Source organism: Dyadobacter sp. 3J3 (assembly GCF_009801115.1).
Lineage (GTDB): Bacteria > Bacteroidota > Bacteroidia > Cytophagales > Spirosomataceae > Dyadobacter.
In genome coordinates, this window is sequence record NZ_VTOL01000002.1 from 356,274 (window position 1) to 380,721 (window position 24,448).

Consider the following 24,448-nt stretch of genomic DNA (forward strand, 5'->3'; position numbering starts at 1 on the left):
CGATCACATATCTATCTTCATTAAGGATTTGAGTTTCCCCAGGCAACGTTATATAATTTTTTATGGATTTCCATAAGTTTTGCTTCCGGCATTTTGATAACCTTTCTATCGTAGGTCATCAAACCATTGGTTTCAATTTCTACATCTGTTGTCTGCGTGTATACTGCCGCCGACAAGCCTCTTTTAATCAAAGGCTCAAAGCTGTTGATAAAGGATTCATATTTTGCGTATAGTTCTTCCCTATTTTTAAAGCTTTGATATCCCCAATTGTTTTTTTGCTGCCAGGTATGCTCTGGAACCGGGAGCCCTAATCCACCAAATTCACCCAGAACGATCACTTGTTTTGCACCAAATAAATCCGGGCGCGGCATGACGGGAGCAGGGTAATGATGCAAATCCATAATATCACCTACCGGAACAAAATTACCACCACTTGCACTATTTACAAGACGGCTCGGATCATATTTCATCGTCCATTCTGTAATTTCAGCCGTTTTAAATTGTCCCCAGGCTTCGTTAAACGGAACATAAACAACAATAGAAGGGAAATTGTAGGTTGCGTCCATAATGGCTTTCCACTCGGTTCTGTAAATACTTTCAGATTCCGGAGTACGATTTTGCTCAGTTTCATTTCCCGTAATCCCTGGGTTGGGTTCCCAGTGATTTCCAAGATCACCACTGGGCATATCCTGCCAAACGAGCATTCCCAATTTATCGCAATGATTGTACCAGGTTGCGGGCTCAACCTTTACATGTTTTCTTATCATGTTAAAACCCATTTCTTTTGTTTTAACAATATCAAATTTTAGCGCTTCATCTGTTGGCGCAGTGTAAAGGCCGTCGGGCCACCAGCCTTGGTCCAGAGGTCCGTATTGAAATACAAATTTATTGTTCAGCAACATTCTTTGAATACCATTCTGATCCGGTTTCATTGAAATTTTGCGCATCGCAAAATAGCTTTTTATTTCATCCACCACTTTGCCTTTTCTCACCAATGATACTTTCAAATCGTACAAAAAAGGATTTTCCGGCGACCATAGTTTGGGACTTTTGATACTCAAAATACCATCTTCTTCCGGTGAAAATTCTTTTTCAGCAACAGAATTGGTACCGTCAAAGGCAGTGATTTTGATTATATCTCCTGGCTGTGCATTTTTAACTGTCGATTTAATCACGACGCTTCCTTTGTCGATATCGGGAGTATTTCGCGTTGAGGCTATATAAGTTAACGGCACAGTTTCCAGCCAAACCGTTTGCCAGATTCCGGTAACCGGCGTATACCAGATGCTATTTGGATTTTTGATCTGTTTTCCACGTGGCTGCGGTCCGTCAGAACTTGGATCCCAAACTCTTACAGAAATATCCTGGCTATTTCCTTTTACAAGAAATGAAGTTATATCAATTGAAAACGGATCGTAACCACCCTTATGAGCAACCGCTTTCTGACCATTAACAAAAACATCACATTCCCAATCCACCGCACCGAAATGCAATATCACATTTTCATTTTTTGATTTTAAGGCAAAATTGACTTTGCGGTTATACCATAGAACGCTGTCCTTTCCTACTGTTTTACCAACTCCGGATAATGCAGATTCAACTGCAAACGGAACCAGAATATTTCCCTGAAAAGTTGCCGGTCTCGTCTCCGAAGATACTTTTGGAACAATAGAATAGCTCCATATTCCATTAAGATTTACCCATTTTTCACGTATAAGTTGAGGACGTGGATATTCCGGGTGAGGATTGGCAGCATTTACATTTTGGGCCCAGGGTGTTGAAATTTTCCCTTCCACCATCTTCCAGCTTCCGAATTGCTGTGCGGTTGCAATTTGGAAGGACATCGCAGCGGATACTACCAGACTGGCAAATAATTTTTGCATTAAAACATGAGGTTTAAATGAGATATACGCTAAAGAAAGATAAAAAAACAACAGCTCTACTGTGATCATGAAGGTATAAGAACTCAGGTTCCGTCAGAGCATAAATTTTGAAAGATTTTGATCTGGATTTTAATTTATTGTTTCAAAGTTTTACCTTGCAAATACTTGGTATTTCCAGATGCAAAATAATACGAATTAATGCCTTTTATTCGTTTAAAAGCTGTAAAATACTTTGCAACGCAAACCTGATTCCGAATGTCCGCTTTTTACCGAATAGTACTTTTACTTTGCCTTTGTAGTTCAGCCAGTTATGCCTCACACCTTCTTGGAGGTGAGATCAGAGCTGTCAATCTATCGGGCCAGACATATAAAATTACTGCACAGATTTATTTTGATGTTTCGCCTCAAAGTTCAGGAGCTTCGGCTGCACAAAATAGTGTCATGATATGTTTTGGTGATGGCAAAACGGCTGAGGTCAAGAGGTCAAGTTTCGATGTATTATCGGGTGATCAAAGCGGAGTTGCCGTTGGTACTTACGATGTTACCTATACTTATCCGTCTTCTGGTATTTTTCAGATTTCCACAAACTTAAATAATCGGACCTCAAATCTTCTTAATTTCTCAAATTCAGATCAATCCGAGATGTTTTTGTGGACGGTGATTGATACGCAGGTTTCCAACTCAACTCCAGTGTTACCTCTTCCGATTTTTACAGCCGGCTCCAAACAAATTTTCAAGATTGATTTGAAACCTACGGTTACGGATTCTGATAGTACTACGGCGCATTTACAAAAACTTAGCAAAACATCTCCGGGAACCTGTGGCGTGCGTAGTTTGAACGATACTTATATTTACCCGAACGACGTAAATAAAAAAGGGATGTTTTATGTTGATCAAACCAGTAAAAAACTTGTCTGGAACGCTCCTGATCTTTTGGGAAAATATATTTATGCTGTTGTGATCGACGAGTGGAGAGATGGTATCAAAATATCCGAAACATACCGCGAAGGTCTGATCACGGTAATTGATAAGCCCGGTCCTGTTGTAGAAATCCCTCCGTATGTCCCTGTAAACGATTCTGGCCTTATAACTTCATTACCCGACTCCGATAATCTGACTATGGTTGTTGAAGCATTTCCAGTCCCAACAGAAGATTTCCTGACGGTTAGCGTGAAAAGTGCAACAGCCACAACGCTTCGTGTAGAACTTATCAATATGAACGGTCAGATTGTAAAACAGATCAACACAACAGAAAATCTGATCCAGTGGAGTCAGCAGCTTGATTTGCGTCAATTGGCAAAAGGATTATACATTGTCCGCGTAACGGATCAACTTGGTAAATTTGTCACAAGGAAAATTGCACGTTAAAAGATTGACTCTCAAATTTTACTAATTAGGCAAGTCACAAATTGAATTTCGTTGGTTTCAAGGTATATTTACCAAATTAGGGAAATTTATTGCCAGACGATTATTTGAAAAAGCCTTTATCCATATTATTATTCGGACTTCTCATCTTCAATATGATGGGTTTTTCCGTTTATAATTTGCTCGAAAAAGATGATAATGACGCAATCAAATCTTCCTTATCAAGATGTGACCTTCTACTTAAATTTCCTTTAACCCTGCCTTATCTCAGCAATTGGGAAAGTACTTTACCTTCCAATGAAGAACTTCTGACAGGTAATGAGTATTATAAAATTGTATCAAAACAGATCGTAAACGATACTCTGTATGTTCGATGCGAATTTAGTCAAACTTCAAGAGAAAGATTTTGGAGTATGGTTTCCACTTTTGAGGACCACGCCAAAACAAATTCTGATGCGCACAAAGGAGCGACAGGATCAATTCTGAAAAATTTTCTGAAAGAGTATATGGCCATTGGCTGTAAACATACATTTTACATTTTTGAGTGGTCTGCGCCTGCAACTTTTCAGTATATGGCCCATTCTCCTGTGATTCCGGAATCCAGTATTCCATCTCCCCCGCCTGATTTGCTCAGCTGATTATTTTTACTCAATCTTCCATTTAAGAAGGCTCAAAGGCTTTCAATAATGACATTGTGCGATTAAAATTCGTGCATTGATTCATTATTTGAAAACAACTTTTGATGATGAACTCTGTGTAACACAACAGAGCCAAATAATCCTGTTCAAATTATCCAAAATGAATTTTTTTATAAATTTATGCAGCTAAGAAATTCTACAATTATAAAATCACTGCTGTCTTTTAAATATGCAGTTCTGACCCTATTTCTTTTCATTAACCTGATCTCTTACGCACAAAAAACCGATGTTAACGGTAGAATTATCGGCAGCAACGGAATTGGTATCGAAGGGGTAAGTGTTAGAATTGTAGATTCTAAAAAAGGTACCGTTACAGATAAAGAAGGTTTTTTCAAAATTGAGAATACCGAATCAAAGGAACACATTCTTCACATCACTTCGATCGGATATTTTTCTCAAAAAATAAAAACTAAAAGTTCCGGCAGTAAGTCAGACTATATTACGGTTACGTTGAGAGAAGATATAAACAGTCTTGACGAAGTAGTTATTGAGGAAAAGAAAAATAGCATTCAGGTTGAAAGATTACCCGACGTACACGATACTTACCTGATTGCCGGAACGAAAAATGAAGTACTTCAACTTGGCGGCATTAATGCAAATATCGCCGAGAAAACAGGACGTCAGATTTTCGCTAAAATCCCAGGTGTGTTTGTCTACGATATGGATGGCAGCGGAAACCAGATCAACATTTCAACCCGTGGACTTGATCCGCACCGTTCCTGGGAATATAATATTCGTCAAAATGGGGTAATCACAAATTCCGATATGTATGGCTATCCCGCCAGTCATTACAGCCCTGCGATGGAATCCATTGAAAAAATAGAACTTGTTCATGGAACAGCATCGTTACAATATGGTGCACAATTTGGCGGGATGATTAATTATGTTTCAAAACAACCGGATACTACCAAAGCATTTACTTTTGAGACTATCAATTCTGCTGGCTCTTATGGACTTTTCAGTTCGTATAACTCCGTTAGCGGAAAGGTAGGAAAACTTACTTATTCTGCTTATTATCAAAAAAGACATTCTGATGGCTATCGGAAGAATTCAAAGTCTGACGCACAATCCCAGTTTGCAAGTCTATCTTATGAATTTACCAAAAATTTAAAAGTTAAGGCTGAGTTGGGACGTTCTTCATACGTTTATCAAATTCCCGGACCGTTAACAGATGCCATGTTTGCACAAGATCCGCGTCAGTCGACGCGTTCCAGAAATTATTTCAATCCGGATATTTACGTCCCGTCCATTGTCCTGGATTGGAAAATCAGTCCGTCTACAAAACTTCGCTGGACGAATTCAGGCGTTTACGGTAGTAGAAACAGTGTTTTAATAGATGCTTTTGCCAATGTTCCTGACGCTATTGACCAGGCAACAAATCAATATAAACCACGTCAGGTTGATATTGATAACTTTAAAAGTTTCACATCTGAGCTGCGCCTCGTTCATCAATATCGGATTGGCCGCCTGAACAATTTCGTTTCTGGTGGCGTTCAGGTTATGAAAAACAATCTTCGTCGCCGCCAGTTAGGAAAAGGTACAACGGGCAGCGATTTTGACTTATCCCTTTCCAATCCGGTTTGGGGAAGAGATATTCATTTGAAAACGAAGAACGTTGCTTTCTTTATAGAAAACTTACTTTATATCACACCAAAATTATCGGTAACGCCAGGTTTCCGGGTTGAAAACGGAACGACCAATATGACGGGCGTGATCACGTATTACCAGCCCGAAGCACTTCCCAATAAAATCAAGCACCATTTCCCTCTTTTTGGGATCAGTTCTCAGTATAAACTGGATGCTGATAGTCGGATTTATGCTGGCTTTTCACAGGCTTACCGTCCAACTGTGCTGAAAGATATAATCCCAGGCTCTATTTTAGAGCAGGTTGATAAAAATTTGAAAGACTCGAAAGGTTACAATCTTGAAGTCGGGATCAATGGGAAAATCGGCAATACTTTTTCTTACGACGTAAGTATTTTTCAAATTTTATATGAAAACAGAATGGGAACGCTGGCTATGAAGGACGCGGCCGGAAAGGATTATATTCTCCGGACAAATACCGGAAACAGCAAGACAAAAGGTATTGAGCTTTACACAGAGTATAAACCTTTTTCTGTTCAAGGCCGAAACGGAGGTAAAACAGAATTCTCAGTTTTCACATCCACGTCCTATTTTGACGCATACTATATTAAAGGAAGCTCAATTTTGAATAACGAAAACCTGAATACAACAGGAAATAAACTGGAAGGTGTACCAACCTGGATTTCCAGAAATGGTTTACAATTTGCTCACAACACGTTTTTTGCAACCTTGCAATACAGTTATGTAAGTTCTTTGTATTCGGATGCGCTTAATACGGTTGAACCTTCGGCCAATGCGGCAAAAGGCAAAGTACCATCTTACGGTCTTTGGGATTTTAACGGAACGCTAAAAATTGCAAAAAGATATAATTTGAAATTTGGAGTAAATAATATCCTTAATAAAAGCTATTACACGAAACGCCCAACAATGTATCCGGGAGCGGGTATCTGGACTTCTGATGGAAGAAGTATCGTTGTTTCGTTAGGTATTAAAATCTGACCCGAAAAGTCATTTTCGGTGTCAGATTTTTTTCTTAGGTTAATTAATTCAGACAAACGGCTGGTCATTGACTGGTCGTTTTCTTTTTTGGTAAAAGTGAATTTGCAAAATAAATTCTTGAAAATTCAGAGCGCAATAATTTTTGCTGTCAATTCAGAAATATTACAAATTATTCTGTACTTAACCATGTATAATAGAAATCTAAAAAATACAATTTCAATGAAAATTACTATTTTTCATATTTTTGTATAATAATATCAACAAGCTCTTTATACGCATTATTATAATGATGTCCTCCGGGAACGGTAACAAAACTTACTTCCTTATTCGTAATTTCTGTCTTAATTTCCGGATCTTCTTCGGATCCATATAGACACATAATTTTCAAATTTTTAATCTTGTTTACCTCCTTTGATACGTCATATTGCCGTTTCCCACGAGGCAGGCTTAGCATATCGGTAATATGTATTTCAAAATCTGCTTCGGTAGCGGGCGATAACATGGCCAGTAACTTCACGCTTTCACGCATTGTTATATTCATATTATTGTAGATGAAAGGAAATGCATCCGCACCAAAAGAATATCCTATCAAAATAACCTCATCACGCTGCCATTTGCTTTTATAAAAAGATATCAGTTTTTCAACATCTGCCGTCGTAGATGCTGGTGTTTTTTCATTCCAAAAATATTTTAATGCATCCAAGGCTATAACCGGCATTCCGTTATCAGCGATTTCCTTACAAAAAGCCTGGTCAAAACTGGTATAGCCACCATCTCCCGTGATTAAGAGAACCATTGGTTTTTCCGGATTTGACGACGAAGAAATGGCATGGATCGGTAAATCTTTCAATTGACTCTCACTAATTTCTTCGTAATTATTTTTCACTTCGGCAATTTTTTTTGAAATAATTTCATTGAAAGAGTCTTTTAATTGCGGTACCCAGTTTTTTTGTACAGAATACCCATGACCCACTTTTTGAAGCGCAATTGTTTTAGCATTTGGAATCTGTTTCAGAAAGCTGGCAGTGGTCTTAAAATCACAAACCTGATCCTGCATTCCTTGTAAGGCAATAAAAGGTTCCTGCAAATTAGTCGCTGATTCCAGATAAAATCCCTTTTCTTTACCCAAAGAATGCGATTTCAATCCAGATCCCATACAAAGTTGTTTATCGATTTGAATATCCGGACAAAACCCTAATGCGATAGCTCCGCAAAATGTGTTGGCCGGAGCCTGTGCCAGAATTCCATAAACCAGAGTCGCACCAGAAGAATACCCCGCCAGAAGAGGACTGAGGTAGTTTTTGTAATGATATTGTTTTTGAATGAATTTGCTCAAATTTTCAAAATCAGCCGCTGGGTAATAACAGGTAGCTTTTGTCTTTTTCAAGTTTTTAAAATAAGTCCTGATATCGATTCCCACCACCATGGCATCCATCGAAACGAAATTTTCAGCCATGTCGATAACCCCCTGATTCCAGCCTCCATCGCCGCTGATAAAAAGAACGAGTTGTTTGGGCATCACACCAGGCTGATATATTTTCACTTTACCAAAAACGCCATATTGCAAGGAATCCGCGTTATGTGCTTTCACTGAAATCGAAAGAACTAATAAAAGAAAAGCCAATCTAAATCTCATAAATTCTATTTCATTTTAACAACCTTGTTCAAAGCGGATGGAATTCGAATTAAAGCATAGGCATCATCGTAAATCAAATATTTACTTTTCCATTCCGGTGAGAATTTGCTTTTGTACTCACGCAGCGATTTATAATAGCCAAATTGCTTCACATTCTGATAGGCAAATTTGATAGCTCTTTCCGTAATATCTTTATTTTCCTCGGCTCCCGAAAGCGGTACCATTCCAATATTCAGGTAATCGAAATTTTGCGATTGAAAATATTTTATGATTTCGATCATCATCGCATCCAGCGTTGTTCCTGGTGCATCTTTTGTTTTGCGGATGAGGTCATACGTACCTTCGCCTCGCACATAATCTGGTATGACGTTTGCGAAACCTATGATTTTTTCATCTTCATTTTCCAGCGTTATAATGGTCTGCTGTTTAAGTTCATCCTTATCAAAAATTCCCTGCGAGAAAACCATTTCGGTATAACCGGTTGTTTCAATCCACTCATCGCTTACCGCTTTTAATCGCTGCAAAACGCCATCCTTCACCGGAGCTGCGTAAATTTTGACCGAAAAACCTTTATTGGCAATATTCTTAACTGCGTTTCGAAGTGATTTTTTGTCACCTCCATCCAATGAAAATGTTTTCAGATTCACAACAGCTTCCTGACCAATAATAAGTGAGTTTTTATTTAATGAATGAAATATCGGCAACACATCCTGGTCGCAGCGGTAATAGGTACATTCAAGATCATTTTCCCGGCAAAACACATCGAATTCTTTTATCAGCAAGCGCATATCATTTTCATTCGCACAAACCGGTTTTTCCAAAACAACTGCAAAACCAATCCCGACCCTGTAAGCAATAAAACCTTCTGTTTGTTTACCAAAATATAAAAGTTTGTCGTGGTAAGTTTTGAAATAATCAAGCGACGAATCGCCAAATCTTTCTACCAGCTCTTTCGCTTTTGTCCAACTCTCCTCTTCCATTTCCGGTTTAAAAATCAAGGGACGAATTCCTGTATATACCAAAAAAGCGATACAAAGGCCACCGAGAAAATTGAGCGAATACAGAAAATCCTGCCCGAAAATCGTTTTCGGATCCAGATCATTTCCGATCATAGCGAAATATAATAATGTATTTTTAATAGAAGCAGGAAAGGAAAAATCGATATTGAAGTGAATTTTATCCAAAAAATAAAAGCCAATAATTCCATAAACCAGTACGGATCCGATTGATACCAGAACGGTCCGAATTCCAAATAACTGAAATCTCTTATTTCCTTTTCTAAAATATTGCTGTCTTGTAAATAGTAAAACCAAAAGCACAAAAGCGGCCGTTAACGATTCTTCGTAATCAATTCCTTTGGTAAGATGACCAACGAGTGAAAGTATAGATAATCCTAATGAAAGGTAATAAGCAGTCCTATAACCTTTTAACAGGAAAACTGACATGAAAATTAAAACAACGCCTGTAAGCAGCACGAAATAATTGGAAACAACGATAAAACCAAGCGGAATAAATCCTTGCAATTCCTGAACCCGTGACGCGATTGAGGGAGTTAGAACGGATACAATATCTATAATTCCCAAAATCAATATCAGAAATGCGGGCAGTATTCTCAATATCAGATTATTCTTTTTGAACAAAAAAGTAAGCATTCCTACAATAAAAGGCGCCCAGAATTCAAAAAAACGATAGATCATAGTGACCGAAATCGCCGCCACACTATCCATACCGTACTGAACCAAAAGCACGCTGAGCGAAAGTTCAATGGCTCCGATTCCTCTTAAAAAAGGTGACAGAATCAAAAAAATTGTTGCTACCAGATAGCCCATGAACGCGGCCTCAAACGGAGCAGTCACGTTTAAAGCAAAAAATGCGATGTACAAATGAAGAATTCCGGCCAAATCAATGAGAACGGAAAACAGCAAACAATTTACAATAGCAACAATGGAAAAACGCCCGTCAGACATTTGTTCCATCACAATTTCAAGATCCGGCTGATATTTTAGGAGAAAATTGTAAAACCTGCCACGATCAATGAAAGATCTAATGGCAAAATACAGAAGCAAGATGAGGATGAATAATCCGCCAAACGCGTACAATTCACTATTTGAGATAGAATTTTGAAACAATAACCAGATTATCGCCGGAATAGCTATTACAAAAACAGAGACAATACCGCAAACGGCATAAATGGAAGAAGCCAGATGTACCTCAGTTTTTGTTACTCCTTTTCTTTCCGTTTTGGATGTAAAAAAAGCCAGCGAAGAAATTCCTCCGGCTGGCAAAAAGACACTGATAAAATTTCTTCTTAGAAATAATTCGGTAAGTGTAATCAAATCTATTTTTTTCCCAAGTGCTTTAAAAGAAAACTGGTACATAATTCCTTGCAGAAAAATATAACCAGTGGTAACTAAAAGCCCCAGTAAAATATAAACTGGTGATGCGGTTTGCATTAAACCATACACTTTTCTTACCTCTGCCTCCTCATGTCTAATAAACCAGACTGCCATTAATATGCAGACGACAGCGATTAAACCTCTTGAAATAATCTTTTTATTTTCTGTTACAAAGATGAAGCCTGGCTTAAATGCATCTGATACTTTTTCCATAGAACGACAGCCACTTAATATCGGGGAGAGACAGAAATGTAGTGAAAATTATTCCAAGAGTAACAAATACTTTCCAAATACCGCCTATTCTATTCGTTTTTCATGTCAACAGCTGTAATTTTTTCCTTGAATAACTGACTGCGAAGCAGCATCTCTTTTATCATTTCCAAATGCGTGAAGGTGATCATATGACCTGCATTGTTCAATAGAATATACTGAGATTTTTTGCTTTTAATGTGTTTTTTGGCAAAATCAAGATTTGAAGGATCCGCAATCCAGTCATTTCCACCTTGAATCACGGTTGTAGGAATATTAAGATTTTGCCAAACAGGTAACAGCTTTTTTAATTCATCCGCATGAGAATATTTCTCAGCGGTCGCGGTGTTAAAAGCTCCCGGCAAAAAAAGCTGAACCAATGAATTTCTCCCCCATTTAGAAAACCAATAGAACTTTTCCTTTTCCGGATCAATAACCGGAGAAACCATAATTAACTCTTTAACCTGTTCAGGAACAAGTGAAACCATTTTTGCCGCAATCGGAGCTCCGTATGATCTTCCTAAAACGGTAACTTTCTGATCTGAATGATTTAGAGCGAAAACCGGTAAAAGTGCTTTTGCCTGTGTTTCTATTGAAGTTACATATTTGCGTTTCTTTTTCATTTTGAGGCGAGATTTTCCATATCCGACCCTGTCAACCGACACAATATGAAAATGATTTTGCAGATCCTGATCATCCATCAGATTCATATATCCCCACAACGATCCCGGCGCCCCATGGATAAGAAGTAACATCGGAAGGGTATCATTGCCAACGCTGGCTATACAAAGTGACAGCGTATCATTTTTAATAATCCTGATCTCAGGACGAATATCCTTTTTAGCATAATGCCGGCGAACCTGTTTTTCGGAAATAAGGTATCTGGAAAAGCAAGATGATAAGGCAAACGCCAACAATATTATTAATAAAGGGGACTGAAATTTTTTAACACGTAACATAAGTTTCCTGATTACTCCAAGAATTTATAACTTCACAACTCCAATTCTATATACGATAGAATGTAGATAAAAAACACATGTACCCCAAGAATTTTAAAAGAATTAACTAAAATATAATCTTTCGGCAACTTTTTGTGTTTCCCCTATATCAATACAAAAACAGTGCCGTTTGACATAAAAGCATTAACAAAAAAATAAGGAATAATGAACAACCACCAGCAGGAATTATTTTTTCAAAAATTAAATGAGCAAAATACTACTTTTCAATACAAACTACCGTCAAGGCACGATGCGGGTCTTTTTATTCAGAAATTAATCAATTTTCTCTTTCCTATTAGTCAGGATTGCCAGCAAAATGATAAGGCCAAAGACTTGCAGGGAGCATTTTTAGAACTCAGACATCGTCTGGACTGCATGCTTTCTCCTTTAACGCCACAGTTGGAAAGAAGCAGGGAAAAAATTTTGGATTCGGTTTTTGACCATGTCCCGGAAATCTATGAAATGCTTTTGAAAGATGCGAAATCGATTACAGAAAACGATCCTGCCTCTGTTAGTATTGAGGAAGTAATTGCGCTTTATCCAGGTTTCACAGCCATTGCAACGTATCGCATTGCCCATAGTTTTGCTCAGGAGGGAATCCCGCTATTACCAAGAATGCTCACGGAATTTGCCCACAGCCAGACTGGTATTGATATTCATCCCAATGCAGAAATTGGCCATTCCTTTTTTATTGATCACGGAACTGGGATAGTGATAGGAGAAACGACGATTATTGGCAACCATGTTAAGCTTTATCAGGGTGTTACCCTTGGAGCTACACACGTTTCAAAGTCGCTTGCTTCTAAGAAAAGACATCCGACGATTGAAGATAATGTTGTGGTCTATGCCAATGCTACAATATTAGGTGGAGATACTGTCATTGGACACGATTCAATTATTGGCGGAAATGCCTGGCTGGTGCGCAGCGTACCTCCATATTCTCAGGTATATCACCAAAGCAAAATAGAAGTACGCCAGACCAGTGCTACATAATACTCTTTATAAACCTTCTGACACCCTCCATGTAAATCGGTTCCGCCTGGGCGAAAGCGTACCGTGGCTGGGTTGTCATAGTGATCGAAATAAATCCATAAGTAAGGCACCACCATTCGTAGTAGGTTTTTGTTACCATTTCTCCCGATTTAGGGCGTAAAACGGCAATCATTTCCCAAACCGGATTATCCCGGATGTTCATGGCATGGGAATAAACTCTTTTGGAATCACAATAAGCTCCTTCCAGATTAAACATGACCTGGAAAATCTCAGGATTTTCAACTGAAAAAACCCAGATACACCTGGCCACTTCCGAAAGCTGTTTTTCAGGATTTCTGAAATGACTTTTTATTTTTATGAATTCTGCCTGGAGAAAATCAAATCCTTCCACACGAATTGCTTCCAGTAACTTATCCTTGCTTTCGAAGTATTCATATAAGATAGGCGGGCTATATTCAATAACCTCAGCGATTTTTCGAATCGAAACGGCGGTCCACCCATCCTCGCGGGCAATTTCTTTGGCTGTTTTAACGATATCGGACCGAACCTGATTTCTCAGTCGTTCTCTTCGCTCTACTATTCCCATATTAAGTGTTTCAGTTTATTGATTGAGAGACAGTGACATCCTTTCAAATATAGTCATATAGTTTTTACATCTCAAGCGGATTTTACCCTGATAAGGTGAAAAGCAACGATAACTTGAAAGTACTTTTTAAAGAATAATAGCCTGATGAATTCAGAAACGGCTATATAAGATTATACGTTGGAGGGTATTTTTTTTATGAATTTAAAATAATTATTCAGATTTTCGAATCGTAATATTTCTTTCAAGGCGTTCAGCCAGACGATAGTTGGCTTCCTGCGCACGTACTTTTGGCGTACTGGCATCATAAGGAATGCGGAGATTGTTCTGGTACAAATCCAGTCTCACAGCTTTCTGGTTGTCGTTTACATAGTTCTTTAAAACCTGCCTCATCTGGCCCTTCAGGGCTTCATCCAGAATTGGAAAACACACATCGATACGTCTGTGAAGATTTCGGTAAGTCCAGTCGCAGGAAGAAAGATAAATCTCATCATTTCCACGATTACCAAAATGAAAAATACGTGTATTTTCCATATAGCGATCCACATGACGACTGACCGTAATATTATCACTTATTGATGGCAAACCCGGAATTACACCGCAACTTTCGCTGATAATAATGTGAATAATGACACCGGATTTACTCGCCTGGTATAATTTATCGATCAATGTATGGTCCTGAATCTGGCTTAATTTAATGGTAATAAAGGATTTTAAACCGGCGTTGGAATTTTTGATTTCCCGATCGATCAGCTCAACCAGTTTTTTCTGAATTGTAAACTGGGTTACCTGTAAAAAATTGAAAGGCAAGTATTTATATTTTTTTGGCTCATCTTGTGTATAAAGATATCCGAATAATAATTCGAGTTCATTGGTAAGTTCACGATGGCTGGTAAGCAGCGCATGATCAACAAATTCCCGGCTTGTCAAACGATAAAATCCTCCTGTTCCTAAAAACGCGTAACGCTCCCACCCTTTCTGAACACGTCGTTTTATCAATGCCATTTTTGCGTGTACTTTCAATCCTGGAATGCTGAAAATAATTTTAACACCAGCATCTCTCATTTTTTTTGACCACTGCATATTTTCCTGAATGTCCAGTTTGGCGTTCAGTTCAACATAGGTAACCACTTTTTTGCCATTTCTTGAAGCACTGATAAGTGAATTCAGGATAAAAGAATTTGCACTTATTTTATAAAGAGAAACATGTATTTCCTTGACATAAGGGTCAATTGCCGCTTCATTGAAAAACCGTACAATCGGATTATAGGAATGGTAAGGCAAATGCAGCAACTGGTCAGCACGCTGAATTGACTCAAAAACAGACTCTGTTTCTTCAAACTCACTGTTAAGAATTGGCCTCTGATATGGATAATCCAGTTTTTTAGAGAATGCCGGAAAAGTCAGCAAATCCTGCATATACAAATATTCACCGCGCTCATGAAACTCGTTCATGAGCATTCCTGCCCGGTTTGACAAATATTCCCTGATATATAAAGGCATACCCCACTCGTAAAAAAACTGGAGAGGCTGTACAAAATTTCTTTTTTCCAGTTGCTTAATAATCCGCTGGGCCATTACCATCGGATATTCATCTTCAATGGTTAGTTCTGTTTCTTTTTCGGCTCTTAACGTGTAGGAATCGATAATTTCATATCCAGGAAATAGCACAGGCAGATTCTCCCGGATAATATCTTCCAGAAACGCAACATACTTTTTGCCTTCAAACTCAGGCATTTCAATAAAGCGCCCAAAGGGTTCCCTTGGGATATTTACAACGGCATACCAATCCTCATCCTGATCTTCTTTAAAAACCAGATGTACGATCAGATAAAGCTCTTTTGATTCGAAAAAGGAGATTTTTGAATTACGTCGCCCGTCCAGAAAAACAGGTTGCAGGTAGCGGAACAATTTGTCGATGAAGAACTTTTTAACAAAAGATAAATGTTCGGGAGCAAAAGTCTCCTTGTAATAAAGATGAACGCCCTGATCATTCAGTGAAGGTAAAATCCGCGAAACCAGAATTTCATTAAATTCTCGTAATTGGTTGTCTACGGTTTCGTAAACATGCTCTAAAAGCGACTCAGGATATACATTAAGTTTTGTTCTGATATCCTTGCTTACTTCCCCCATCGCAAGAAGATTAGGGATTCGTACCCTGAAAAACTCATCTATCTGATACGAATATTGCCCCATGAATTTCAATCTTTCACGAACAGGAACGGTATCATCGTTCGCCTCCAGAAGAAGTCTGAAATTATTAGAAAGCCAGCTTAAATTCGTATCAAAATAGGGGTAAGAAACGTCAATCATTTAACAGACTAAAAAGGATTCAAATTATGCAACAGGATTATGAGGATGGAGGGCTGATTTAATTTTGTTACTCGAAATATAACAATGTATTGAAAACATTCAATGTTAAACTTTTAAAATTTCACTGAAATTTTTAGCCATTTGTAAGCGTCATTTAGGCAAAACAACAAAAAACCTGAAAGACTCAATCAAGTCTTTCAGGCCTTCTGAATTTCATTTATTACTTTCCCCAAATATCAGGTTGTACGCGCCACTGGCTCAGGCTTTCTACCTGTTCCATGGTAATATATTCATGTTCAAGAGCGGACGCTATCAAAGCATTATAATTACTTAGTACACTCAGACTGACATCTTTCTCCTCAAAATTGTTAGCAGCAAGCTGAAAATCATACGTAAAAATTGCCACCATCCCGGCTACTTCAATTCCCGCATTACGCAAAACATCGACTACTTTTAAAGAACTTCCGCCTGTTGAAATCAAATCCTCAACAATTACCACCGACTGTCCTTTTTCCAGACGACCTTCAATCTGATTGGCCATGCCGTGTTTCTTAGGTTCGGGGCGAACATAAGCGAAAGGAAGTTCCAGAATATCGGCTACCAATGCACCCTGCGCTATTCCGCCCGTTGCCACACCAACGATCGCGTCCACATCCGGGTATTCTGATCTGATAAGGTCCGCCAATGCTTTTTTGATAAATGTTCTGGTATCCGGATAAGATAGAGCTACGCGGTTGTCACAATAAATGGGTGATAACCAACCTGAACTCCACTGAAACGGCTTGTCAGGGCTCAACTTGATGGCTTGTGCTTCTAAAAGTAATTCTGCAACTCTACGGGATATTTGGGTTTCTTCTGCCATTTTAGTCTTTTGAATCGTCTTTCTTATTATTAGTAACCAATAATTTATCTATTCTGCTTTTATCCATGTCAATCACTTCAAAATCAAAGTGTTTCCATTTAAATGTCTCACCCGTTTTCGGAATATTTTCCAGTACATGAAGCACAAATCCTCCTAATGTATTAAATCCGACAAATTCTTTACGCTCAGATTCCTGCATGCTGAGATCAAAATACTGAATAAAATTATCAAAGGGCAACTGTGCATCGATAAGATAACTTCCATCTTCTCTTTGGATAATTTCAGAATCTTCTTCGTCTTCCTCGGAAATATTTCCTACCAAAGCGTCCATAATATCGTGCATGGTGACGACGCCTAATAAACCGCCGTATTCATCCACAATAATCCCGAAATAGACTTTCTGCTCTTTGAATTTTTCAAGTGCCTGATATGCTCTGTTACTTTCAGGAAGGTAAACCGGATCTTTCAAAATATCTGTCAGATCGGCCAGTTGAACTTCCAGGTCCGTTGCCAGTAAATCTTTAATATAGATCAATCCTACAACGTCATCCACGGTATCCCTACAAACCGGATATACGGAATGCCTGGATTCAAGGACTTTGGCTTTGTTTTCTTCAACTGTATCTTCAATATCAAGCCAGACAATTTCCTGGCGGTTTGTCATCAGCGAGGTTATTTTTCTATCCCCTAATTGAAAAACATTATGAACAATTTCCTGTTCAATTTCTTCAAAAACGCCACCCGTAGTTCCTTCCTGGATCAAACTCTTGATTTCTTCTTCCGTTACAGAATTTTCACTTTGTTTGATATTAAGCAAACGAATGATCAAATCGCTGGAAAAACCGAGTAGGGAAATAAAAGGTGCGGTTGCTACCGAAATGATATTCATGGGCCTGGCCATGAATTTTGAAATCGCCTCAGGATTGGCCATACCGATTCTTTTCGGAACCAGCTCACCAAGAACAAGAGAAAGATATGTGATAAAGACAAGAACTGTACCGACGGCCAAAGTGTGGCTATATGGCAAAAGAACAGGAATGGTCGCAATTACTTTTTCAAAATCCGATGTGATGTTGTCGCCACTATACATACCTGTCAAAAGCCCGATCAAGGTAATACCTATCTGAACGGTCGAAAGAAATCTCGTGGGAGAATTGGCTAAGTTCAGAGCCGCCTTGGCACTCGAATCTCCATTGCGGGCTGCCGCCTCAAGTCGGGATTTTCTGGAGGATACCAGTGCTATCTCAGACATGGAAAAAATACCATTGAGAAGCACTAAAAGTAAAATTATAAGGAGTTCCAAGAAATTATTATTTATTATTACTGCAAATTTATCAATAATAATCACTGTCTAAACTAAACTCTTTACTTAATTTTGCTGATCGACATCCGTACCTACATCAAATGATTATTTTTTTCGACGACCGTCCCTTCCGAATAGTACGGACAAATGAATTAACAACAGCCGAAACATCAGCCTTTGACCACATCGTTGATCTTAGATTGGAGAAGCTGCAAAAGACTATGTTTACCGGACATGTACTTTTCCTGAATGTCACTTCAACGTCTGCTATTCAGGCAATTAGCTTACTTGAAAAAGAACTTCCAAAAGAAATGTTATCTGTCACGCTGGCTACACGCGAGAAGGCAGAAGTGGAAGATAAGGTTAAAAGTATGTACAAAGTCATCAAAGCCGCAGGTGGAGTTGTTGTGAAAGGAGACAAATGGCTTTTCATGTTCAGACGTAAAAAATGGGATTTACCAAAAGGGAAATTAGATAAGGGAGAGAACTCTAAAAAAGCAGCAGTTCGGGAAATTGAAGAAGAAACGGGTGTGAAAGCATTGGTACGCGATAAAATTTGTACCACATGGCACACCTACACAATGAACAACAACCGGATATTGAAAAGGACAAAATGGTATCTTTTTGATTGTCTTGACGACTCCAATATGCAGCCTCAGGCGGAAGAGCAAATTGAAAAACTGGAATGGTATTCACCAACAGAAGCGAAGTCAATTCTGATCAATTCATTCAGTTCGATTCGTTATGTTGTTGACAGTTTAAAGAAAATTCAAAATCTTAGGGAACAATAATTGAAGCTGAGGTATAGATTTTTATACCTCAGTTTTCATTATTCACTCGTCCGAAATTCCATGTTTAAGGGAACCAAATTATACAGCATTTTCACCAACACCTGTCCAAGATGTCAGACGGGTGCTTTCTTTAAAACTAATAATCCTTACAATTTAAAGAAATTCGACAAGCTCAATGACGAATGTGCGTATTGTAAAGAATCCTTTACGAGAGAACCAGGATTTTATATCGGTTCAATGTACGTAAGTTATGCACTTTCCACTGCGCTAATGGTCACTGTTTTTGTGAGTTTTGTAGTGATTCTGGATTATGATATGAATTATGTACTTGCCGGACTTTTAATTTCTTATGTCATCCTGATACCAGTTATGTTCAGGCTGGCCCGGTTGATTTGGATCAATATTTTCGTAAAGTACGATCCGGCAAAAGCCAAAATCGCCAAAGAAATTAAGGATTTAGAAAAAGCCCAATAGAAAATTTTCAAAAAGAGAGCCCGATGAAATAAGTTCTAATTTACGTCATCGGGCTCTTACCATTAATATTAGATATCTAACTATTTTTCTCTCTCAGTCTGTTAAGTTCCGATAAAGAATACGGAAGAAAATCATCCACGCCTTGTCCATATCTGTGCAGGTCTCTGATAATGCTTGAACTGATCGGAGCAAGATTCGGAGACGTAATTAAAAATACGGTTTCAATTTCTTCATAAACAAAACGGTTCACTTGCGCTATACCATTTTCATATTCAAAATCAGTCGTATTTCTCAGCCCTCTTAACAAAAACTTCGCCCCTATTTCCCTGGCAACCCGTGCTGTCAGATCGTTATAAGTGATTACACTGACATTTTTTTCTTTTTCAAAAGTCTTTTCAATCAGCTCTTTCATCACATCAAGAGGAAAATAGCGCTGTTTACTGGAATTATTTCCAATACCCACAACCACTTCATCGAAAAGCCTCAGGCCACGTAATATGATATCTTCATGACCTTTCGTAAAAGGATCAAAAGATCCGGGAAATAGCGCTATTCGCTTCATACATTCAAATAAAAAAGAAAGGTATCCTTTAATTCAGATGCGATAATACTGAAATAAGCAGGATGAAACATTATATCAAGCAATCTTAATTATTTTCTAACTTAGAATTACTTTCATTTTTCAGGAAGATACCAGATAGGTATTGAACAGTCCAAAATATCGATGCCCCGGAATATCTCCGCAATGGGTGCTGTATCGAAGCGTGGTCGGGCCGGTTCCTATTTGAATATTTGGGAAGAAACGCCCAAGTTCGACATAGTTTTCAGACAATGGACTTACTTCACCATAACACAACACTTTCATTTCTTCCGGAGAAAAATTTAACTCATTTAAGGCGAACAAAATTATATAAGCCAGTTCCTGAGGCTGTGAAAATTTGAAACGATTACACAAAATCAACTGCTCACTTTCTGTTACCACAAGCGTAAAATATCCTTTTTCAAGAAATACGGACACAACTTTTATTTCCTGATGTTCTGCATGGCTTACCAGTGCGCCAATAATTAAAGGACTCGTAAGGTGATAAAAAGATAAATCAGACGACTCAAAATGAGTTACCATCCAATTGTACCAAACCTTGGGAATACTGAAAACATTATTGGCATGTACCAGAGGCAATTCATGATAAAGAACTCTTTCATCCTCATTTACAGGATGGCCAAGGGCAAATTCTAAATAACTAGGAGCAGAATCTTTTTCGAATATCAAACTAGGTATTAAACTGAATGCGTGAGAGTTAATTGCAATTCTTACATTTTTCCAGTGATTTGAAGACCAGAGCAAATGTCCGGTAAAGATCTTTTTCAATCGGTCAAAAACTTCTTCCTGACTCAAAACAACGTCAAAATTATAATCTTCGATCCAGATGCATTCCATTTTCTCATCCCTGACGATACAAAAACGTATACGCCTGTCATCCACCTCAATGCATAACGTACAAAACGGTATTGCATCTGCATCAAATGAATTATCCCCCACCAAAAGGGTAGGAATTACTTCAATTGTCTGGTTCTCAATTTGTGCCACAATATGATGTTAAAGTATTTTGTAATTTATAAAATGTAAGGCTTAATCTTATTTTCCAATATAACCCCTCAAAGCCATAACGCTATCAATTGTGTCAAAATTTCTGAATAAACTGTGAACATGATTGACAGGAAGCTTCTTAATTTCTTGCATTGACATAAATCGTACTTCCTGAATAATTTGATTTGCCTCCGAAAATTCCGGATCCTGACCAGTCCTAACAGATCCTGAAAAAGTTTTAATTTGAAAAAAAAGCTCAACGGCATGTAAAGGGGGCTCAATAAATTCATTTACAAAAAGCATCTCTCCCGCTTCAACCACTAACCCGGTTTCTTCCAGGAATTCTCTTCTCAACGTTTCCTGAGCACTTTCTCCAAATTGTATACCACCACCAGGCGGACTCCAAAAGATATTTTCATTTCCAACAAACCGGTGTCTGATCATCAAAATCTGACCGTCACTTATACAGATTCCGCATACACGAATTCTAACCCGGCTTCCGTATAATGTTATTAATTCGTTTTTCTCTGCGTCCAATGCTGCTATTTTAGGAATAGAACAAAGATACCCAACCTGTCAAAAATGACAAGTTATTCCTTTTATTTGACACAACAAATCTCTGCTAGTACTGATAACTGACTAACAGAGATTTATAAAAAAATTATTTGATTAGCTGAATATTTCAGCCGTAAGGTGTACCGGAAATATATCCTTCCAGAGATTTGATATGGGCTTTTTGTTCGCGAATGATAGCAGAGACGATATCATTAATAGAGATGATACCAACAAGTTCTCCTTTTCTGTTTACGGGAAGATGGCGGATATGTTTGTCAGACATAATTTGCATACAATCCTCAATTTTCTGGTCTGTTTCAACCGTTATCACGCGGCTGGTCATAACTTCCTCAACAAGGGTATCACGCGACGCTCGCCCTAACAGAATCACTTTGCGGGCATAGTCACGTTCAGAAAATATTCCTATAAGCACCCCTTCCTCAAGAACCAGTACAGCACCGATGTTTTTTTCGGCCATCAGCTCTAAGGCGTGGAATACAGTTGTCTCTTTTGTGATAGAGAAAATAGCGTCAATAGACTTGTTGGCGAGCACTTGGTATACTTGCATAGACGTTCCGATTATAGTTTATGGATAAACTCGAAAACTAATATATGAAATACTATGAAAAAGTGCAATAAAATCAAGGTTTATTTTTGTTACTGAATGTCGACTTTGATAATTGAGTTTCATCCAGTAGTTTCGTATCCATGGAATCAGGCCAAATATTACCGTCACAAAGTTTAGTTAAAAAATTTCCTTTCAGGCCAACCAAAGGCCAGCTGCGCTTTTTTGCAAAAACGGATGATTTTTTAATTGAGGAAAGTGGTCTGGAACGTTACCGAGATTGTTTTCTGCTTAAAGGATATGCCGGAACGGGAAAAACGACGATTATAAGTACGTTGATTAAAGTACTGAAAAATTACGGATATAAATCTGTTTTGCTAGCTCCAACGGGTCGTGCGGCCAAAGTAATGTCCAATTATTCGGAGAAAATCGCGCTGACAATTCATAAGAAAATATATAAGCAAACCTCCGATGCTTTTTCAGGAAACCTGACTTTCCAAAGGCAAAAAAATTATCACGACAATACACTTTTCATTATCGATGAGGCATCCATGATCAGTGATGATGCGGAATTTGGTAACAGAAGTTTGCTTGCAGATCTGATTGAATTTGTGTTTGAAAATCCCGGAAATAAACTGATGCTGATCGGTGATGTGGCTCAACTTCCGCCGGTTGGTAAGGATTTGAGCCCAGCGCTGGATAAACTTTACCTTGAAAGAACATTCTATATGTCTGTTTTTGAAGAAGAACTGACGGAGGTAATGCGCCAGGATGAACAATCAGGAATATTATTTAATGCAACAGAACTACGCGATCAGTTGCGTGAAGAAAAACCAACGGTCAATATTATTACTAAATCCTACCGCGATACTTTCCGGATGACAGGAGAAAGACTCGAAGAAGGTTTGCGTTATGCTTTTGATAAATATGGACAGGAAAACACTATTATTCTGACGCGTTCTAACAAATCGGCTGTTCAATATAATGAATATATCCGCCGGTCCATTAACTTTTCAGAGGAAGAACTGGATGCTGGCGACCGGCTCATGGTTGTAAGAAATAATTATTCTGTTTTGGATGAAGATTCACCGGCAGGTTTTATTGCCAACGGAGATTTTGTAGAATTATTAAAGATTAAAAAAACGCAGGAAATCCATGGCTTCCGCTTTGCAGACGTTATTTTGAGATTGACAGATTATGAAAAACAGCCTGAATTTGATGCCAAAATAATGTTGGATACGCTGCATTCAGCCTCTCCTTCCTTATCTTCTGAGGATAATAGAAAGTTATACGACAGCGTTTTGGCGGATTATTTTTATATCACCTCAAAAAAGGAAAGATCCGAAGCTTTGCGAAAAGATCCTTACTTAAATGCGTTGCAGGTAAAATTTTCCTATGCGCTTACCTGTCATAAGGCACAGGGTGGCCAGTGGAGTGCTGTTTTTATCGATCAGGGATATTTACCCGAAGAGCAGATCAACAATGAATTTATTCGCTGGTTATACACTGCAATAACTCGTGCTACTGACGAAGTTTTTCTAATGAACTTTCATTCTTATTTTTTCAAATAAGAAAAATCCGGATTAATCAACAGCAGCTGCTCTTTTTAAACGATCATTTATTGCCTTTCCTAAATCAATATCCTGAACCGGCTCTGCCCAGATCTGGCTCAATGATAGCGCATCTAATGCTCTTAAATAAGCGAATAAGTTATGTGCGGCTTCTTTCAAATTTCCAGTTGGACTTAAAATTTTTTGATTTTTTTTATCAATACCTTCTATAAATTTATCAAAAAGAAGATACCCAAAATCATCTTCGTAGACTGGGAAATTGTTTCTATTTGTTAAAAAAAACGGTTTTTTAGGCGCATAGTGACTTTTCAACATACCCGGCGCTTGCGGATTTGAGGATGAGTGCGCCATTAATGCAACCTCTCCAACTACGCTTTCAATGTCCTCAATGGCTAATCCACCTAATCTATAAATAGTAGGAACGCCATCAATAAAACCAATAATCGTTGATTCAATACCAATTCCGCATTCACCACCATCAAGAATGTAAGGAATTTTTTCACCTAACTGCTGATCAACATGTTGTGCATTTGTAGGACTTATATATCCAAATGGATTTGCACTAGGCGCTGCCAGTGGAAAATCCAGCGCGCGAAGCAATTCAAGTGTTAGCGGGTGGTTTGGAATTCTTACTGCGACGGTATCAAGTCCGGAAGTAACCAAATCCGGAATTGAAGTTTTTTTGGGCAATAATAATGTTAAAGGACCTGGCCAGAATGTTTGTGATAACTTGTAAGCTGCGTCAGGGATTTCTGAAACGAGATCGGATAGTTTTTCAACAGAATCAGTATGAACAATTAAAGGATCAAATGAAGGACGGTTTTTCGTCTCAAAAATTGATAGAACTACCTTTTCATCCAATGCATTTCCTGCCAGACCGTAAACGGTTTCGGTAGGAATCCCGACCAGCTGCCCCTTTTGTAAAAATTCTTTTGCAAGACGAATGTCTTTTCCAATGATAGCCAAAATATTATTCTTATTTTTTAGAATACAAAGGTATCAAAATCGTTTTTATTACACGTTTAAGAGGTCCAAATTGATT

20 protein-coding genes are annotated in these 24,448 nt (G+C 38.3%); 7 read left to right on the top strand and 13 right to left on the bottom strand.

Translation table 11 applies throughout. From position 1 onward, the window contains the following. Positions 1–20: 20 nt before the first annotated feature. Complete coding sequence (locus FZF08_RS05330; protein ID WP_159467602.1) at positions 21–1,883, bottom strand: glycoside hydrolase family 2 protein; 1,863 nt, start codon at positions 1,881–1,883, stop codon at positions 21–23. Between the two features lie 255 nt (positions 1,884–2,138). On the opposite strand from FZF08_RS05330, the gene FZF08_RS05335 reads away from it, so the two are divergent. The 3 genes from FZF08_RS05335 to FZF08_RS05345 all read left to right on the top strand — a co-directional run bounded on the left by FZF08_RS05335 (position 2,139) and on the right by FZF08_RS05345 (position 6,529). Continuing rightward, complete coding sequence (locus FZF08_RS05335) at positions 2,139–3,251, top strand: T9SS type A sorting domain-containing protein (RefSeq protein ID WP_159467603.1); 1,113 nt, start codon at positions 2,139–2,141, stop codon at positions 3,249–3,251. Between the two features lie 104 nt (positions 3,252–3,355). Next, positions 3,356–3,886, top strand: a complete 531-nt coding sequence (locus FZF08_RS05340; RefSeq protein ID WP_159467604.1) for a hypothetical protein — start codon at positions 3,356–3,358, stop codon at positions 3,884–3,886. 180 nt (positions 3,887–4,066) lie between these two features. Further along, positions 4,067–6,529: a TonB-dependent receptor gene (locus tag FZF08_RS05345; protein WP_159467605.1), complete on the top strand. Its 2,463-nt coding sequence runs from the start codon at positions 4,067–4,069 to the stop codon at positions 6,527–6,529. A 229-nt stretch (positions 6,530–6,758) separates the two neighbouring features. Here FZF08_RS05345 and FZF08_RS05350 read toward each other — a convergent pair whose 3' ends face one another. The 3 genes from FZF08_RS05350 to FZF08_RS05360 all read right to left on the bottom strand — a co-directional run bounded on the left by FZF08_RS05350 (position 6,759) and on the right by FZF08_RS05360 (position 11,724). After that, positions 6,759–8,165 carry an AcvB/VirJ family lysyl-phosphatidylglycerol hydrolase gene (locus FZF08_RS05350; protein ID WP_159467606.1) on the bottom strand — a complete coding sequence of 469 codons (1,407 nt, stop codon included), beginning with the start codon at positions 8,163–8,165 and terminating at the stop codon, positions 6,759–6,761. A gap of 5 nt (positions 8,166–8,170) precedes the next feature. Continuing rightward, positions 8,171–10,774, bottom strand: a complete 2,604-nt coding sequence (locus FZF08_RS05355) for a phosphatidylglycerol lysyltransferase domain-containing protein (RefSeq protein ID WP_159467607.1) — start codon at positions 10,772–10,774, stop codon at positions 8,171–8,173. 89 nt (positions 10,775–10,863) lie between these two features. Beyond that, positions 10,864–11,724: an alpha/beta fold hydrolase gene (locus FZF08_RS05360; protein WP_229216422.1), complete on the bottom strand. Its 861-nt coding sequence runs from the start codon at positions 11,722–11,724 to the stop codon at positions 10,864–10,866. A gap of 249 nt (positions 11,725–11,973) precedes the next feature. Between FZF08_RS05360 and epsC the strand changes: the two genes are divergently transcribed. After that, positions 11,974–12,801 (top strand): serine O-acetyltransferase EpsC, encoded by an 828-nt coding sequence (gene epsC / locus FZF08_RS05365; protein ID WP_159467609.1) that lies wholly within the window; start codon positions 11,974–11,976, stop codon positions 12,799–12,801. Here the strand turns inward: epsC and FZF08_RS05370 are convergent. The 4 genes from FZF08_RS05370 to FZF08_RS05385 form a co-directional block, all read right to left on the bottom strand. Further along, positions 12,794–13,387, bottom strand: a complete 594-nt coding sequence (locus FZF08_RS05370; RefSeq protein WP_159467610.1) for a TetR/AcrR family transcriptional regulator — start codon at positions 13,385–13,387, stop codon at positions 12,794–12,796. The two genes, epsC and FZF08_RS05370, sit on opposite strands and share 8 nt — an antisense overlap. Before the next feature lie 210 nt (positions 13,388–13,597). After that, positions 13,598–15,697: a polyphosphate kinase 1 gene (ppk1, locus tag FZF08_RS05375; RefSeq protein ID WP_159467611.1), complete on the bottom strand. Its 2,100-nt coding sequence runs from the start codon at positions 15,695–15,697 to the stop codon at positions 13,598–13,600. Between the two features lie 220 nt (positions 15,698–15,917). Continuing rightward, entirely contained in the window at positions 15,918–16,559 is a 642-nt protein-coding gene (gene pyrE / locus FZF08_RS05380) for an orotate phosphoribosyltransferase (protein WP_159467612.1), read from the bottom strand. Position 16,560: 1 nt separating this feature from the next. Then, positions 16,561–17,862 (bottom strand): hemolysin family protein, encoded by a 1,302-nt coding sequence (locus FZF08_RS05385; RefSeq protein ID WP_159467613.1) that lies wholly within the window; start codon positions 17,860–17,862, stop codon positions 16,561–16,563. A gap of 101 nt (positions 17,863–17,963) precedes the next feature. On the opposite strand from FZF08_RS05385, the gene FZF08_RS05390 reads away from it, so the two are divergent. Together FZF08_RS05390 and FZF08_RS05395 are read left to right on the top strand one after the other, a co-directional pair. Next, positions 17,964–18,653, top strand: a complete 690-nt coding sequence (locus FZF08_RS05390) for an NUDIX hydrolase (protein ID WP_159467614.1) — start codon at positions 17,964–17,966, stop codon at positions 18,651–18,653. A 60-nt stretch (positions 18,654–18,713) separates the two neighbouring features. Continuing rightward, positions 18,714–19,127: a DUF983 domain-containing protein gene (locus FZF08_RS05395; RefSeq protein WP_159467615.1), complete on the top strand. Its 414-nt coding sequence runs from the start codon at positions 18,714–18,716 to the stop codon at positions 19,125–19,127. A 76-nt stretch (positions 19,128–19,203) separates the two neighbouring features. Here FZF08_RS05395 and coaD read toward each other — a convergent pair whose 3' ends face one another. From coaD to FZF08_RS05415, 4 genes are all read right to left on the bottom strand, one after another. After that, positions 19,204–19,689: a pantetheine-phosphate adenylyltransferase gene (gene coaD, locus FZF08_RS05400; protein WP_159467616.1), complete on the bottom strand. Its 486-nt coding sequence runs from the start codon at positions 19,687–19,689 to the stop codon at positions 19,204–19,206. A 120-nt stretch (positions 19,690–19,809) separates the two neighbouring features. Next, the gene (locus FZF08_RS05405; RefSeq protein ID WP_159467617.1) at positions 19,810–20,715 is read right to left on the bottom strand and encodes a DUF3822 family protein; all 906 of its coding nucleotides are present in this window, start codon (positions 20,713–20,715) and stop codon (positions 19,810–19,812) included. A 48-nt stretch (positions 20,716–20,763) separates the two neighbouring features. Next, positions 20,764–21,252, bottom strand: coding sequence for an NUDIX hydrolase (locus FZF08_RS05410; RefSeq protein WP_159467618.1), 489 nt, complete (start codon positions 21,250–21,252; stop codon positions 20,764–20,766). Between the two features lie 145 nt (positions 21,253–21,397). Next, positions 21,398–21,838 carry a CBS domain-containing protein gene (locus FZF08_RS05415; protein ID WP_159467619.1) on the bottom strand — a complete coding sequence of 147 codons (441 nt, stop codon included), beginning with the start codon at positions 21,836–21,838 and terminating at the stop codon, positions 21,398–21,400. Between the two features lie 140 nt (positions 21,839–21,978). On the opposite strand from FZF08_RS05415, the gene FZF08_RS05420 reads away from it, so the two are divergent. Then, positions 21,979–23,406, top strand: coding sequence for an ATP-dependent RecD-like DNA helicase (locus FZF08_RS05420; protein ID WP_159467620.1), 1,428 nt, complete (start codon positions 21,979–21,981; stop codon positions 23,404–23,406). A gap of 12 nt (positions 23,407–23,418) precedes the next feature. Here the strand turns inward: FZF08_RS05420 and FZF08_RS05425 are convergent, their stop codons facing one another. Next, positions 23,419–24,372 (bottom strand): L-threonylcarbamoyladenylate synthase, encoded by a 954-nt coding sequence (locus FZF08_RS05425; protein ID WP_159467621.1) that lies wholly within the window; start codon positions 24,370–24,372, stop codon positions 23,419–23,421. Positions 24,373–24,448 lie beyond the last annotated feature (76 nt).